This is a genomic window from Paraglaciecola sp. T6c (assembly GCF_000014225.1).
Taxonomy (GTDB): Bacteria; Pseudomonadota; Gammaproteobacteria; order Enterobacterales; family Alteromonadaceae; genus Paraglaciecola; species Paraglaciecola atlantica_A.
Window position 1 is genome coordinate 98331 of sequence record NC_008228.1, and the last position, 13893, is coordinate 112223.

At 45.4% G+C, this 13893-nt stretch carries 16 protein-coding genes; 8 read left to right on the plus strand and 8 right to left on the minus strand.

Annotated elements, in window-relative coordinates; genetic code table 11:
- Positions 1-2 precede the first annotated feature (2 nt).
- Together PATL_RS00460 and PATL_RS00465 are read left to right on the plus strand one after the other, a co-directional pair.
- Positions 3-1781 carry a protein-disulfide reductase DsbD gene (locus PATL_RS00460; RefSeq protein ID WP_011573025.1) on the plus strand — a complete coding sequence of 593 codons (1779 nt, stop codon included), beginning with the start codon at positions 3-5 and terminating at the stop codon, positions 1779-1781.
- A gap of 46 nt (positions 1782-1827) precedes the next feature.
- Positions 1828-2682: an alpha/beta hydrolase gene (locus tag PATL_RS00465; protein ID WP_011573026.1), complete on the plus strand. Its 855-nt coding sequence runs from the start codon at positions 1828-1830 to the stop codon at positions 2680-2682.
- 83 nt (positions 2683-2765) lie between these two features.
- Here the strand turns inward: PATL_RS00465 and upp are convergent, their stop codons facing one another.
- Positions 2766-3395 (minus strand): uracil phosphoribosyltransferase, encoded by a 630-nt coding sequence (upp, locus tag PATL_RS00470; RefSeq protein ID WP_011573027.1) that lies wholly within the window; start codon positions 3393-3395, stop codon positions 2766-2768.
- A gap of 25 nt (positions 3396-3420) precedes the next feature.
- Positions 3421-4020: an ACP phosphodiesterase gene (locus tag PATL_RS00475; protein WP_011573028.1), complete on the minus strand. Its 600-nt coding sequence runs from the start codon at positions 4018-4020 to the stop codon at positions 3421-3423.
- A 214-nt stretch (positions 4021-4234) separates the two neighbouring features.
- On the opposite strand from PATL_RS00475, the gene aroQ reads away from it, so the two are divergent.
- Genes aroQ through accC form a run of 3 tightly spaced genes read left to right on the plus strand, consistent with a single transcriptional unit; the run spans position 4235 to position 6590 of the window.
- Positions 4235-4720, plus strand: coding sequence for a type II 3-dehydroquinate dehydratase (gene aroQ / locus PATL_RS00480; protein ID WP_011573029.1), 486 nt, complete (start codon positions 4235-4237; stop codon positions 4718-4720).
- 59 nt (positions 4721-4779) lie between these two features.
- Positions 4780-5226 (plus strand): acetyl-CoA carboxylase biotin carboxyl carrier protein, encoded by a 447-nt coding sequence (gene accB, locus PATL_RS00485; protein WP_011573030.1) that lies wholly within the window; start codon positions 4780-4782, stop codon positions 5224-5226.
- Between the two features lie 14 nt (positions 5227-5240).
- Positions 5241-6590: an acetyl-CoA carboxylase biotin carboxylase subunit gene (gene accC / locus PATL_RS00490; RefSeq protein ID WP_011573031.1), complete on the plus strand. Its 1350-nt coding sequence runs from the start codon at positions 5241-5243 to the stop codon at positions 6588-6590.
- 66 nt (positions 6591-6656) lie between these two features.
- Here the strand turns inward: accC and PATL_RS00495 are convergent, their stop codons facing one another.
- Complete coding sequence (locus PATL_RS00495; protein WP_011573032.1) at positions 6657-8021, minus strand: MATE family efflux transporter; 1365 nt, start codon at positions 8019-8021, stop codon at positions 6657-6659.
- Between the two features lie 140 nt (positions 8022-8161).
- Here PATL_RS00495 and prmA point away from each other — a divergent pair, with 140 nt between their 5' ends.
- A complete protein-coding gene (prmA, locus tag PATL_RS00500) occupies positions 8162-9040 on the plus strand; it encodes a 50S ribosomal protein L11 methyltransferase (protein ID WP_011573033.1) in 879 nt (292 codons plus the stop codon).
- 23 nt (positions 9041-9063) lie between these two features.
- Here the strand turns inward: prmA and PATL_RS00505 are convergent, their stop codons facing one another.
- The gene (locus PATL_RS00505) at positions 9064-9576 is read right to left on the minus strand and encodes a winged helix-turn-helix transcriptional regulator (RefSeq protein WP_011573034.1); all 513 of its coding nucleotides are present in this window, start codon (positions 9574-9576) and stop codon (positions 9064-9066) included.
- Between the two features lie 418 nt (positions 9577-9994).
- On the opposite strand from PATL_RS00505, the gene PATL_RS00510 reads away from it, so the two are divergent.
- Together PATL_RS00510 and PATL_RS00515 are read left to right on the plus strand one after the other, a co-directional pair.
- On the plus strand, positions 9995-10177 hold the full coding sequence (locus PATL_RS00510; RefSeq protein WP_011573035.1) for a hypothetical protein: 183 nt from the start codon (positions 9995-9997) through the stop codon (positions 10175-10177).
- A 284-nt stretch (positions 10178-10461) separates the two neighbouring features.
- Positions 10462-11580 (plus strand): nucleoside hydrolase, encoded by a 1119-nt coding sequence (locus tag PATL_RS00515; protein ID WP_011573036.1) that lies wholly within the window; start codon positions 10462-10464, stop codon positions 11578-11580.
- 105 nt (positions 11581-11685) lie between these two features.
- Here the strand turns inward: PATL_RS00515 and PATL_RS00520 are convergent, their stop codons facing one another.
- The 4 genes from PATL_RS00520 to PATL_RS22850 form a co-directional block, all read right to left on the minus strand.
- Positions 11686-12681, minus strand: a complete 996-nt coding sequence (locus tag PATL_RS00520; protein ID WP_232283274.1) for a hypothetical protein — start codon at positions 12679-12681, stop codon at positions 11686-11688.
- A 21-nt stretch (positions 12682-12702) separates the two neighbouring features.
- Positions 12703-12957, minus strand: a complete 255-nt coding sequence (locus PATL_RS22845; RefSeq protein ID WP_011573038.1) for a hypothetical protein — start codon at positions 12955-12957, stop codon at positions 12703-12705.
- Positions 12958-13090: 133 nt separating this feature from the next.
- Positions 13091-13357, minus strand: a complete 267-nt coding sequence (locus PATL_RS23060; protein WP_367643547.1) for a hypothetical protein — start codon at positions 13355-13357, stop codon at positions 13091-13093.
- Positions 13264-13779, minus strand: coding sequence for a sodium:calcium antiporter (locus PATL_RS22850; protein ID WP_011573039.1), 516 nt, complete (start codon positions 13777-13779; stop codon positions 13264-13266). Before PATL_RS22850 ends, PATL_RS23060 begins: the two co-directional genes overlap by 94 nt.
- Positions 13780-13893 lie beyond the last annotated feature (114 nt).

The following is a 13893-nucleotide window of genomic DNA, read 5'->3' on the forward strand; positions in this document are numbered from 1 at the left end:
AAATGAAGTTAATAGCATCGTTTTCCATTTTTATGCTCATGTCCATTTGGTCATTCGCCAGCTTAGGCCAAAGCAATTCCTTCGATTCTTTGTTTAGCAATGAACCTGAGTTTCTAAAGGTGGATCAAGCTTTCGTGTTTGATTATGTGCAAAATGGTGACCAACTAGTGGTCACTTGGGACATTGCCGATGACTACTACCTTTATCAGCAACAATTCAAAGCCGTTTCGAAAAACGCCTCGTTAGGTGAGCCTATTTTTCCTACAGGAAAAATGAAAGAGGATGAATTTTTTGATGAGCCTCAAGAAGTTTATTACCACAAGGTCTCAGTCACCTATCCTATCCTACAGTCACAAGATGATTCTGCGGTTAAAATTCGCTACCAAGGCTGTGCAGAAGCGGGACTGTGTTACCCCCCAACAACGCAGGTCGTTTATCTAAATGCAGTCAATGCCAGTGATGATCTTTCTAATACCGACGAAGCTAGTGTTGAAAGTAGCGGCTCTGTCTCACAACAATTTGAGCTGGCAGATTTACTCACGGGCGACCAGAGCCTGATATGGGTGTTATTAATATTTCTAGCGTTAGGTGTGGGCCTAGCGTTTACTCCGTGTGTCTTCCCTATGTATCCGATCTTATCTGGCATAGTCATAGGTCAAGGGAAGAGTATCAGTACATCGCGAGCGTTCGTTCTATCCTTTGTGTACGTGCAAGGTATGGCGTTGACGTACTCTTTACTGGGGTTAGTTGTTGCATCGGCGGGCGTGCAGTTTCAAGCGGCGTTGCAGCATCCCATTATATTAGGTGCGTTGATCGTCGTTTTTGCACTGCTGGCGTTGGTGATGTTCGGTGCTTGGGAATTTCAGCTACCCTCAAGCTGGCAAGAAAAGCTCAATGGCGTGAGTAACCAACAGAAAAGTGGAAGTTACTTAGGCGTGCTTTTGATGGGGGCAATATCAGGGCTGGTTGCATCCCCGTGTACCACCGCGCCGTTAACCGGAATATTATTGTACATAGCGCAAACGAGCGATTTATTGCTGGGCTTCAGTGCACTTTATGCACTAAGTTTGGGCATGGGAATACCATTGATATTGTTTGGCATAACAGGCGGTAAATTACTGCCTAAAGCAGGTGCATGGATGAACATCATCAAAGTCACTTTTGGCTTCATGATGCTGGCCGTCGCGTTAATGTTTGTAGAGCGTTTAGTCAGCCATATGGCAACAGATATTTTGTGGTCGTTGTTAGGGCTAGTGACTTTTAGCTATTTTTATGTGATGAATCAAGCCAGTTCAGTGACCTTTGGTAAGGGTGTTCGCGCGCTAGTTATTTTTATCGGTTTGTTTGCGTCTGCCATGTATGGCTATCAGACTATTTTTGGCCAGACATCGTCTGTTGCCGGGCATACAGAACAAAGCCATCCTCGGTTTGAAGTGGTTAAAAACCTTGATGATTTTGAGCAAAAATTAGCTGCTGCCAACGCGCAAGGTAAAACCGTGATGGTCGATTTATATGCGGACTGGTGTGTTGCCTGTAAAGAGTTCGAAAAATACACCTTTCCTGATACGCAAGTGGTAGACGCGCTTAGTAACACTGTGTGGATGCAAATTGATTTAACCGATAACACGGCGACTAACATTGCATTTCAAGAGCATTTTTCAATTTTAGGCTTGCCGACTATCTTGTTCTTTGATCTGCAAGGTAAAGAGATTAGCGGCTCTCGGGTCACCGGATTTATGCAAGCGTCAGCGTTTGCCGCCCATGCAAAAAATATCTTATAACTCAGGTAGAGCCCATCAAACTCAAGGCATTAGAAGGATGAATCACATGTTAGCCCGCCGTTTTAATCGTTATATCGTTAGTATGTTGTTGTCCTTGATGTGTTTCGCGTCGAGCGCTGCTACTGCCGAAACAGAACGCGTTATTACTCTAGAAAATGACATGCAAGCCACCCATACTCAGGCGCGAGGTGAGGCAATTGCGAGTGTGTTACTCATTCATGGCTGGGCAGGCAACATGAATGAAGTGGGCGATATGTATAAGCGCTTAGCGGCGCAGCTGGCAGAGCAGCATATTGCCTCCCTTAGAATCAATATACGCGGCGAAAGTGAACGCGAAAAAAGCGGATATCGACTCACCAGTACTTTTTCGTCTCGGGTAACCGATGCTGAAACGGGGTTGATGTTTTTACGTCAGCAATATCCTGAAACTCCCACTGGTGTGGTCGGTTTTAGTCTTGGGGGGTCGACTACCATAAGGCTTATGGGACTGCACCCTACAGATATTGACAGTGTCGTGCTGTGGTCAAGCGCGGGAGACCCAGCGCTGGTAGGGCAAAGCATCCTATCCCCGGCACAAATGCGTGAAGTGCTTGATAACGGTGAAGTAAAAGTGCCTACATGGGAAACGCTAACCGTCACCAAAACGCATGTTTTGGGTATGATGGGGCACGACATTTATCAGAATATTAACGCTTATAGCGGGCCCCTGTTGTCCATTCGAGGCAGCGAAGACTACGTTAAACCTATTGAGAAAACCTTACTCCCATTAACCTCATCAGTACTTGCTGAGGCCCGTGTCATTCAAGGAGCGGATCATATATTCGATTCGTTTAACCCCGAAAGCCAATACGATGAGCGGGTGATAAAGCAGACGTTGGACTGGTTAATCGATACGCTCTAAGGCGTTATTCCACGGGGCAATGGCTAAGTACCATCTGCGCAATGTAATAACGCATTAGGGAAGGGGGCTATATAAGCTAGCGTTTATCGTGTACCGAATATTTTGTCTCCGGCATCACCTAAGCCTGGTAAAATGTAACCGTGCTCGTTGAGTTTGTCATCTACGGCTGCGGTATAAATGTCTACATCTGGGTGTTTGCTCACAACCGCTTCTATGCCTTCTGGTGCCGCGACCAAGAATAAGCCCATTATGTGTTGGCAACCTTTTTCTTTCAGTAAATCGATGGTCGCGATTAACGTACCGCCGGTGGCGAGCATAGGGTCAACTATTAGCGCAGTGCGCTCTTCCACATCTTTTACCACTTTGTCGAAATAAGCCACCGGCTGCAGCGTTTCTTCATCACGATACAAACCTACCACGCTGACCTTTGCATTTGGGATAAGCTGCATAACACCGTCTAACATGCCAAGACCGGCACGCAGAATAGGGACTATGGTGATTTTCTTGCCTTTGATCTTTTTGACTTTAATCGGCTGATCGTTCCAGCCGTTAATCTCAACAGTCTCGGTTTCTAACTCTCGGGTCGCTTCGTAGGTCAGCAGATTACCCACTTCACTGGCAAGCTCTCTAAAATTTTTGCTGCTGATGCCAGCCTCGCGCATCAAACCTAATTTATGTTGCACTAAGGGGTGATTGATTTCTTTGACTGACACAAGGTACCTCGAATGTAGAATGGATTTATTTAATCAGTTTACTGACAAATAGCTCACTGTGCCTAAGTAAATCAGGATAAAAATGTAAAAAAGACTGTCTTAACTCACTGTCATTTTCGCTGATGTAGCCCATGGCTTGTTGAGCAAACTGGGTTGGACGACTGAAGCGTTTTTCAATGGTTTGCATAGCGCGCAAACAGGCGCTGAGGTTTTCATAGTCTGCTAACCATTGATGACTGATAAGCCCAGCCCTGACTCGGGCGAAATGAGGGCTGACCTTATAATTAAGCTGCTCTAAGTCTCGATAAAATTGTTTAAACAAGGTGTGCATAGGTAATTTAGGCGCCGAAAATTGTTGCCAATGCTGGATCAACAAGTGGTCAAAATACACATCAAGCGCAATGCCTGCATAACGTCGTATCGGTCTAGGGAAATCTCGTTTTAAAGCCACTACCCGGGGATGAGAGTCAGTGAAAGTGTCAATTTGGCGATGCAAGCGCACACCAAGTTGTATATTTAGGGGGAAGTCAGCCAAGGCACTGCCTTTTACAAAATCCCCCAAAAAATTACCAACCAAACTGGTTTGAGTGTGTTTAGCAAGATGTAAATGTGCAATGTAGTTCATGCTTGTATTTGAACGCGATACCGACTTGGGGTCAAATGGCTTATCAGTATACCTAGCACTGAGATTAAATACGTAAACTTGGGGGCAATCTTCGCTGATAAGACCAGTATTTTGCTGCTAATTTGTAAGTTAGCTCTATAATGGCCTCAATTGAGTGCGATGAGTTGAAAATTTAAGCGAAATTAGTCGCTAATCGGATACTTATTTGCTAATAATGAAAGATAATTATCATTTTAACGAAGATAGCGGCGTATTCTTGAAAGTTTTATTAATTAATGGACCCAACCTCAATATGTTGGGCAAACGTGAACCCGAAGTTTATGGCTCACGTAGCCTACAAGATATTGTTAACACCTTAAATGTGCAAGCAAAAGGCATGGGGATCGAGTTAGATCATGTGCAATCAAATGCTGAGCACGAGTTAATCGATGCTATTCACAGCGCTTATCAAAAAGTCGACTTTATAATGATCAATCCTGGTGCCTTTACGCATACCAGCGTTGCCTTACGCGATGCTTTACTCAGTGTATCGATTCCTTTCATCGAAGTGCATTTATCCAATGTTCATGCTCGCGAACCTTTTCGCCATCACTCGTACTTATCAGACGTAGCAGTGGGGGTGATATGTGGTTTGGGTGAACAGGGTTATGCGTTTGCACTCAATGCAGCTCAACAACATGTAAATAACCAAACGAATTAGTTGCCGTGGTCGGTGTGCTACCGGTCGCTTATGTATACAAATCAAAAAGAGATAACATCATGGATATACGCAAAATTAAGAAACTCATCGAGTTAGTAGAAGAATCAGGTATTTCTGAGTTAGAAATTACTGAAGGTGAAGAATCTGTACGAATCCATCGTAGCGGCCAGCCGGCAGCGCAAGTACAGTACTCTGCCCCTATCCAACAAGCTGCACCTGTAGCAGCTGCTCCCGTCGTTGAAGCAGCACCTGCAGCCGTTGCTGAAACCAGTGGACACCGTGTTAAGTCTCCAATGGTCGGTACTTTCTACCGTTCATCTTCTCCAGGTTCAAAACCTTTTGCTGAAGTGGGCCAAAGCGTCAAAGTAGGCGACACTTTATGTATCATCGAAGCCATGAAAATGATGAATCAAATTGAGTCGGACAAAGCTGGCGTTATCAAAGAAATCCTAATCGACAACCAAGAGCCGGTTGAATTCGATCAGCCCCTATTCATCATTGAATAAGCAGGTTACTGAAAATGCTTGATAAAGTACTGATTGCCAATCGCGGTGAAATTGCGCTTCGCATCTTGCGTGCCTGTAAAGAGTTAGGCATCAAGACAGTCGCAGTGCACTCCACCGCAGATGAAAGTTTAAAGCACGTGCTTTTGGCTGACGAAACCATTTGTATCGGTAAGCCATCTGCAACCGAAAGTTACTTAAACATTCCGCGTATTATCGCAGCGGCAGAAGTCACTAACTCAGTGGCTATTCACCCTGGTTACGGCTTTTTAGCAGAGAATGCTGATTTTGCCGAAGCGGTTGAACGTAGCGGGTTTATTTTCATTGGACCAAAAGCTGAAACCATAAATTTGATGGGCGACAAAGTGTCGGCAATCAAATCGATGAAGGCGGCCGGAGTACCTTGTGTACCGGGTTCTGATGGGCCATTGAATGATGATGAAGCGCGCAATAAAAAGTTAGCCCAAGGCATCGGTTATCCGATTATTGTCAAAGCCGCTGGTGGCGGTGGCGGCCGTGGTATGCGCGTTGTTCGCAGTGAAGAAGAGCTAATCGGTGCTATTGCAGCAACGAAAGGCGAAGCAGCCGCCGCGTTCAACAACGATGTGGTTTACATGGAGAAGTTCCTTGAAAACCCTCGCCACGTTGAAATTCAAATTTTGGCTGATGGTCAAGGTAGCGCAATTCATTTAGGTGAGCGTGACTGCTCTATGCAGCGTCGTCACCAAAAGGTGGTTGAAGAAGCGCCAGCGCCAGGCATTACTGAAGAAATGCGCGCCAAAATTGGTGCCCGTTGTTGCCAAGCATGTATCGATATCGGATACCGCGGAGCAGGTACGTTTGAATTCTTGTTCGAAAATGGTGAGTTTTATTTCATTGAAATGAACACCAGAATTCAGGTTGAGCATCCAGTATCAGAAATGATCACGGGTGTCGATTTGATCAAAGAGCAATTGCGTATTGCGGACGGCCAAAAGCTAACGATTTCTCAAGAGCAGATCCAAGTGCGTGGGCATGCGATTGAATGTCGTATTAATGCTGAAGATCCAGACACTTTCATACCAAGCCCAGGTAAAATTAATATGTTTCACCCACCTGGTGGCTTAGGTGTGCGTTGGGATTCACATATTTATGCGGGTTATTCCGTACCGCCTAACTATGACTCTATGATTGGTAAGTTGATTACATACGGTGAAACCCGTGAAGTGGCGATTGCTAGAATGCGCCACGCATTAGGCGAGCTGGTCATTGAAGGTATAAAAACCAATATTCCATTACAACAGCGTATTATGGCCGATGAAGCCTTTGCCGCTGGTGGTGCGAATATTCACTATCTTGAGAAGAAACTAGGCCTTGGTGGTCACTAGTTTAGGTCTTTCGAGATAAATCGAAAAAGAGTGCTTATGCACTCTTTTTTTTTGAGCTGTATATGGTTAACCTGGTGCGTCAGCCGTTTCTTTAGCTTGAATACGGTTTAGCCTCCAAAGTGAATACCAACCTATTGCAATGCCTGATACAACATTAGCGACGGCGATACCAAAAAAGGCATAATCGATTTGCGCAAATGTGGCGCCAAGCCAAGATAAAGGGACATAAAATAACGCAGAGCGAACCACGTAAAACCCCAGCCCCACTTTAGCCTTGCCAATAGAGTTGAAGGCAGCAGCAGCTACAATTACGATACCGTAACCCCAGACACTCAAGGGAATGATGCGCAGATAACTCAACGCCTGGGCTGATACTTTGCCGTCGTCCGTAAAAGCACCGACAATAAACGGCCCGGTAAACCATAAAAACGCACTCAACATCAACGCCCATACAATACACACCCAATAGCTAATCTTGAGTCCATCAATAATGCGTTGAACTTTGCCCGCGCCCCAATTTTGTCCCGCCAATGGGCCAATGGCAGAAGACAAAGCAAGCATGGGTATCACCGCAAAAAACTCGATTCGTGTTGCCACGCCGAATGCAGCAACTGATTTCTCGCCAAACCACGCCACAATAGCGGTGACAATGGCGATCGATAAAGGATTGACCATATTACCCGCGGCGGCAGGCACAGCAATAGAAAGCAAGTAGCGCCACGAAGCCACTAGTTGCTCTTTGGAGGCAAGCTGAAAACTCAGTAATTTTTCACGCATAACCAGTATGGCTAGTGATGCGAACAGAGTCAGTACTTGGGCCAGTAAAGTGCCGTAAGCTGCTCCTTCAATATTAAAGGCCGGAATAACGCCCCAACCAAAAATTAAGATAGGTGTGGCCACAATATTGACCAGCGCAGAGCCAATCATCATTAAGCTTGGCCAGAATGCATCCCCTACCGAACGGATCAAAGCGTTTGCAATCATGGGCACAACTAAGAACGGCACAGAGATAAACCAGATACGCATATAGCGCGCACCTAACTCCAACACTTGCCCTGTTGCACCTAATAAACTCAGTAACGGTTTCACGTATGTATAACCAAGAATAGCCACAAACATAACCACCAATATACCGAGTAATAAACTATCGGTAGACAAACGCTTGGCCTGTTCTTTGTCATTTGAGCCCACGGCGCGGGAGACCGCTGATGCCGCTCCAACCCCCAAGCCGATGGCTAAACTTGATATGCTCATAGTGATGGGAAAGCTGAATGACAAAGCGGCAAGGTGTTCGGTACCTAATTGGCTAACAAAATAGGTATCGATTAACGACACTGACAGCACCGCGATAATGCCAAAAATCATGGGTAAGGTGAGTTTCACTAATACCTGATGAACAGGTGGGACAGTTAAGTCGCGAGATGTAGGCAAGATAGCTCCCAAAAAATAAACACAGACAATAACAAGAACGCAATTATCTATGCAAAAGTTCAACGTGATCGGTGAACACGTTAGTTTACGCTAATTAACTAATGTTATACTGGCTTCTTTGCCATTAGATAAGACCTACCATGCCTTGGATCCAACTCATCATCGACACCAAAGCCAAATATGCCGAACAAGTAGGCGATATGTTAAGTGCCAATGGTGCACAAGCAGTCACCTTTGTTGACGCCAAAGACACCCCTATGTACGAGCCCAAGCCAGGAGAGGTGATGTTATGGCCTGAAACGCAAGTCATGGGCTTATACGAAGCGGATTATGATATGGACGGCGTCGTGGCAAGAATGAGTAAATCAAAGGTGCTAGGGGCAGATTTCCCTCACAAGCTTGACCAACTAGAAGACAAAGATTGGGAGCGAGAATGGATGGACAACTTTCACCCTATGCGTTTTGGTCAGCGCCTGTGGATTTGCCCAAGTTGGCGCGACGTGCCTGACCCAAGCGCGGTGAATGTTATGCTCGACCCAGGACTCGCATTCGGCACGGGTACGCACCCAACAACCGCCTTGTGTTTACGTTGGTTAGATGCGCTAGAGTTAAGCGATAAGTTAGTGGTCGATTTTGGCTGTGGCTCCGGAATACTGGGGATAGCGGCAATTAAGTTAGGCGCGAAGCGGGTGGTAGGCATCGATATTGACCCTCAAGCCCTACTGTCGAGCCAAACCAATGCCGATCGTAATCACATAGGCGACAAAATAGAGCTGTATTTGCCCGAGCATCAACCTGAATTAAAGGCTGATGTCGTGCTGGCGAATATACTCGCAGGACCACTTCGGGATTTACGTGAAGTGATCACTGCGTATTGTAAATCTGGTGGCAAATTGGTTCTATCTGGCATCTTGGCCGAACAGGCTCAAGGGATCAACGATTTATACAGTCAAGACTTTCACATGGAGCCGATTGAAATTGACGGTGAATGGGCCAGGGTATCAGGTAAGCGCAAATAGCGAAGCCTGCGGCTAAAAGGTTGTCACGAATTACCGGCGTAAATATCAAGTTTAATGCCGGTTTCTTCCCCTCTTTCCACTTTGTTTAAAATGCCTGCCCCTAACGCTCCTGAGGTATTATTCACATTCATGGCCTCCCCACATATCGAGCAAGCTACATGTGCTGTGCCAGCTTCGCCACAAGTCGTATGAAAATAATGAACAGGAGGGCCATCCAGATCTCCCTCCCACTTGTCTCCCCAGTGGACAATCGCCAGCATGATAGGGTAGAGGTCAAGGCCCTTCTCGGTAAGCTTATATTCAAAGTGTTGTCTGTTTTCATCATATAAGTCTTTATACAGTACCCCTGAATCGACTAAACGATTGAGGCGGTCAGATAGGCGATGCTTGGTTATCCCTAATGATTTCTGCAATTCGGAAAACTTAGTGACTTTCCAAAAGATATCTCTGAGGATAAGCAGTGTCCAGCGATCGCCGAATATCGCAGCTGAACGCGCGATAGAGCAAGATTGCTCGTTTATTTGGCTCCATTTCATAACGTAAATTCTTTTTCTTATTTTAATGACTGTGTTAATTCACAACATAGGTTGAAACGTTTGGCAAAAGAGGTGTTTGCACATCAGGTTTATTTGTCGTTCCGAATAAGAACGGGCTGCAATTATTCCAAGTACGTGTCGGTAACCCATGGACTAATTGACCGGAAAACACAGAAAAATCATTCTTTTTAACTTCAACGAGTTAACAGATTAACAGTAATTCCACTGACGAGAATGAAAATAATTGAAAAATTCCTTACCAAAATTTATCTAAATTAGACCCTATAAATATAACCTTTTATTTCTCGGTAATTATTTTCAACGCAGTGTTGTGACTGTGCTGGGCGCTTTTTTACCTCAATAAAATCGCTCTAATGCACATGCTGAATTTGCATGATAAGTTTATAAATATACCTCTTTGCGTGCGTTTGATACGAGTACTGAGAACGACATCGTGTTCATCTTGTCGGATGCAGCTGTGACCATTAATTTAGCGTATGTACCGCTAAACCTGTCTAATCTGACCCAAATCGCCATTTTCGGGGTTGGCGGAGATCAAGGTAACAGCATTTACATTACTGACATGAACCTTAGCAAGTAGCAAAAGCAACTGGACCACAGGTTAAATGTGCTTAACCTGTGGTTTAGGTTTTTTTATGCGCAATTTACAACAGTTTCTATACGCTATTTGCAATAGTGTGCAGACATAATAAGAAGTGTATTTACCTAATGGTGCAATGTCTAATGCGGTGGTGCAGATAAGCACGTTGATGAATTGTTATATAGGTTGTAAAGCCCTGAATTTAAAGGCTTGTTTATAAAGAGAAATGTGGTGTTGTTTTTGCTACATTTGCGCTCCTTTTATAATTTGTTATTGGTATTGAGATGTTCCAAGGTTTTTCCTGCTTATCTAATGCGTCACTGCTCTTCGTATTTTCTATTTTTTGTTCCACTGCATCTGCTGAAAAAGTCATTTATGATACCGACATGGGGATCGACGATTGGTCGGCCATGCTGGTGGTAGCGAATCACCCAGAGATTGAATTGCTCGGAGTGACATCAAATGGCGTAGGGGAAGGTCACTGCGCTGATAATATGGTGAATATTCCGGGCTTGTTGGCGCTGTCAAATTCGCCAGATGTGCCCTTTGCGTGTGGTGATGATTTCCCGATGGATGGTTACTATGCCTTTCCGGCCCCGTGGCGGCAACAAGCGGATACCTTGTCAGGGGTGCCTGTGCCCAAAACCAACCGTAAGCCAACAGAGCTTGATGCTGTTGATTTGATTCATCAGCTGCTTAGCCAGCAAAATGAGCAAGTAGTATTACTCAGTGCTGGTAGCTTAACGAATATCGCCCAGTGGCTGCAGAAATACCCGCAAGATATACCCAAAGTTTCGCGCTTAGTGATGATGGGGGGCGGTTTCGATGCCCCAGGCAATATTATTGTGCCTGGCTTTACGGGGGATCACCCCAACAAAAAAGCTGAGTGGAACATATATGTAGATGCGGTGGCAGCTGATATCGTATTTGCATCTGATTTAGCGGTAGAAGTAGTCGGGCTCGATTTAACCAATCAGGTCATGGTGACCCCAGAATACGCCAAGCGTTTTAAGTCACAGGTTAAAACCCAAGCAGCAGAGTTTTGGGATAAAGTATTAGACGACAACGACTGGTTTATCGAATCGGATGAGTATTACTTTTGGGACGTGCTAGCCGCACTCGTGGTGGTTGAACCTGAGCTATGCCAAGGCGAAATGCAGTCGGTATGGGTTGAATATACCAAGGTGGCCGCTGGGGATAAATGGGTAGATACCAGCATGCCAGACGTCACTGAAGCCGGTCTACCTCGCTCTCATTACGACCCCGCTACATTTGGTATTACCCGCATTGGCGGTGACAATCCAAAAGTGAAAATATGCCGCCACACCCAGCCACAAAGAGCGTTCGATGCGTTGATTGAAATACTTAATATTGAAAAGCAATCAGGCAACAAGGCCATCTGATGCGCTAGTACGTTCAAAGCCGTTAGCCGGTTCGCTCAAGCTAACGGTCTTTGATTGCTTTACTCGCTTATCTATTCGATTAATGACTGAATCAGCCTGGCTTAGTTAAGCAAAGTCAGGAATATCCTTAGCAAGTTTCTTGGCTAATGGCAGGGATATAGACACCGAACTTAGGGTATTTTTGCGGCTTAGGTCCAGCGGTTGAGCGCTCGCTTGTTTTTTAAAAAAACCTTTGTCTCTGAGTTTAAATACCCGAGTGACAGTAGGCAGTAAACTATTTTCAGCCAGCCACAGCAGACCTGCTGTTACAGGGCCTCCTGCCACCAAACCAAGGCCTAAAAAGCCAATACTCAGGGCCACTTTTTTTATGCCCCCGTCTGGCTCGTCGCTTTCGAAATGCTCAGACAAGGCTCTTGAGTATTTTATTGAAACTTCTTCAACCAGTTTGGCATTGGCTTGGCCGGCAAAAAACTGCTCCATGACATCTTGATATTCCTTTTGAACACCCGCGACTTCACTAAATGGGTCGACCAGCTCTTTCCATAACTGAGGGCGGTCAAAGCGTAGTTTCTGCGGTATTTGAATTGAAGGAATATCTACCAGTTCAGACTCAGTTGGTTGACCGAGCTGAATGAGATCTGCAAAAGCACGGCTATAGCGGGTCTCGACCAAAATTTTACGCTCACTAAACTGAGAGCTTAAGCACACAGCAAAGTTGTAATGGTAAGCCTCGGTGGCCAACCCCATTAACTCATTTATTTTTGCTTTGGCATCAGGTGCATCACCCAAAATGCTTAAACACGCTTGCTCCCAGCGGGTGCGCGTCGCTTCTTTGTCGGTTTTGTTTTTCGCAGTATATAAATCGAATACTCGCTGAAAGTCATCGTTGGACACAGCAGTCATGCCGAGGTTTTCAACCTGCAAATGGCGACTACGCCCGAGCATATTGTCAAAGCCGTGGCTAATGTGCTTCTTAGGCCAAGGAATGAAGTTTTCGATGCGTTGTAACCCTGGCTCCCACTGCTTTAACATCGACTGTAACGCAGGCCACTCAGAACTTTTTTGCAGGGCTTGAAAACTCTCAACACCTTGGGCTGACATTTTCTCAGCCACGTCTAACAATCAGCCACTACGGGACATAATTTGTACAAAGTTTGCTTCAATTAAGGCTTTTAATGGGGAAGAACTAGGGTTAAGCAAAGCGTGGCGAGCAAAAGGATGATTTAGCAAGTAACCATCGTTAATAATGACTTTTTCACCTAATAGAGCTTTACGGACCAGCATCTGATTAAACTGCGGCTGACCCATTTCTATATTCCAAGGGTAACGTTGCACCACATCATCAAGGGTGCCCAAATAAGTTAATGCCTGTTGCAAACCAGACCTGCCAAATTAAAGAGTAAAGGTGTACTGAGTGTACCTCTTTAGTGATTGATTTATATAATAATTATTGTTTTATAAGTTCGCGTTCATTCACTGGCAGAAGCTAGATAACTGACAGCAATATAGACTACATAAGCGATAAACAAGATGCCGCCTTCAGTACGGCTAAGCCGCCGTCCAGTATATTGCCCACCGCCACCTCGGCATGTTTACGTAGAGCGGAGATAATCGATATAGTGAGTTCAGGTAATGAGGTACCGAAGGCGACAAGTGTTAATCCAATAACTGCCTCGGAAACACCTAAACCGTGCGCAATGCCACAGCACCTTTGTGCAAAATCTGCGAGCCAGCTATTAATAATCCTAATCCAACCACCGATTGTACTACAGACCAAAACATACTTTGCGGCACATTTTCTATTTCTTGGCCCCCGGCAGCGTGAAGTTCAGCGGCAGGCGCGGATTGGCCCTTCTTACTAAGATACGTCCAGGTTAAATAGGCAGCCAATGCACCCAGTAAGAATAGCCCTTCCACAAAACTGGTCACACCTTCGCTACTTAGTGCTATGCATAGCACACTAGCGGCAACTACCACGAGCGCATCGCGGCGCAAGGATATAGTGGCAACTGTAAGTGGCATGATCATCGCGCACAGCCCCAAGATAAGCAGTACATTGGCAATGTTGCGGCCGATAACATTGCCAATGGCGATATCTGGCTGGTTGTTTAAAGCAGCGTTTACCGAGACGAATAGTTCCGGCATGGACGTACCAAAGCCAATAATCACTAGGCCACAAAAAAGAGCTGACAACCCCACTTTTTAGCTAACCTTAGAGCACCCCGAATAAACCCCTAGCCACCGGCCGTAAGCAGCGTCCCACCAACAAATAAATATAAAATATTGAGCATATAGAGATGTTTCCAGAGGTGT

Bases quoted from the DNA above. Each gene is read 5' to 3' on its own strand.
- PATL_RS00460 (WP_011573025.1), top strand. From the start codon at position 3: ATGAAGTTAATAGCATCGTTTTCCATTTTTATGCTCATGTCCATTTGG.
- PATL_RS00465 (WP_011573026.1), top strand. From the start codon at position 1,828: ATGTTAGCCCGCCGTTTTAATCGTTATATCGTTAGTATGTTGTTGTCC.
- PATL_RS00475 (WP_011573028.1), bottom strand. From the start codon at position 4,020: ATGAACTACATTGCACATTTACATCTTGCTAAACACACTCAAACCAGT.
- aroQ (WP_011573029.1), top strand. From the start codon at position 4,235: ATGAAAGATAATTATCATTTTAACGAAGATAGCGGCGTATTCTTGAAA.
- accB (WP_011573030.1), top strand. From the start codon at position 4,780: ATGGATATACGCAAAATTAAGAAACTCATCGAGTTAGTAGAAGAATCA.
- accC (WP_011573031.1), top strand. From the start codon at position 5,241: ATGCTTGATAAAGTACTGATTGCCAATCGCGGTGAAATTGCGCTTCGC.
- prmA (WP_011573033.1), top strand. From the start codon at position 8,162: ATGCCTTGGATCCAACTCATCATCGACACCAAAGCCAAATATGCCGAA.
- PATL_RS00505 (WP_011573034.1), bottom strand. From the start codon at position 9,576: ATGAAATGGAGCCAAATAAACGAGCAATCTTGCTCTATCGCGCGTTCA.
- PATL_RS00515 (WP_011573036.1), top strand. From the start codon at position 10,462: ATGTTCCAAGGTTTTTCCTGCTTATCTAATGCGTCACTGCTCTTCGTA.
- PATL_RS00520 (WP_232283274.1), bottom strand. From the start codon at position 12,681: ATGTCAGCCCAAGGTGTTGAGAGTTTTCAAGCCCTGCAAAAAAGTTCT.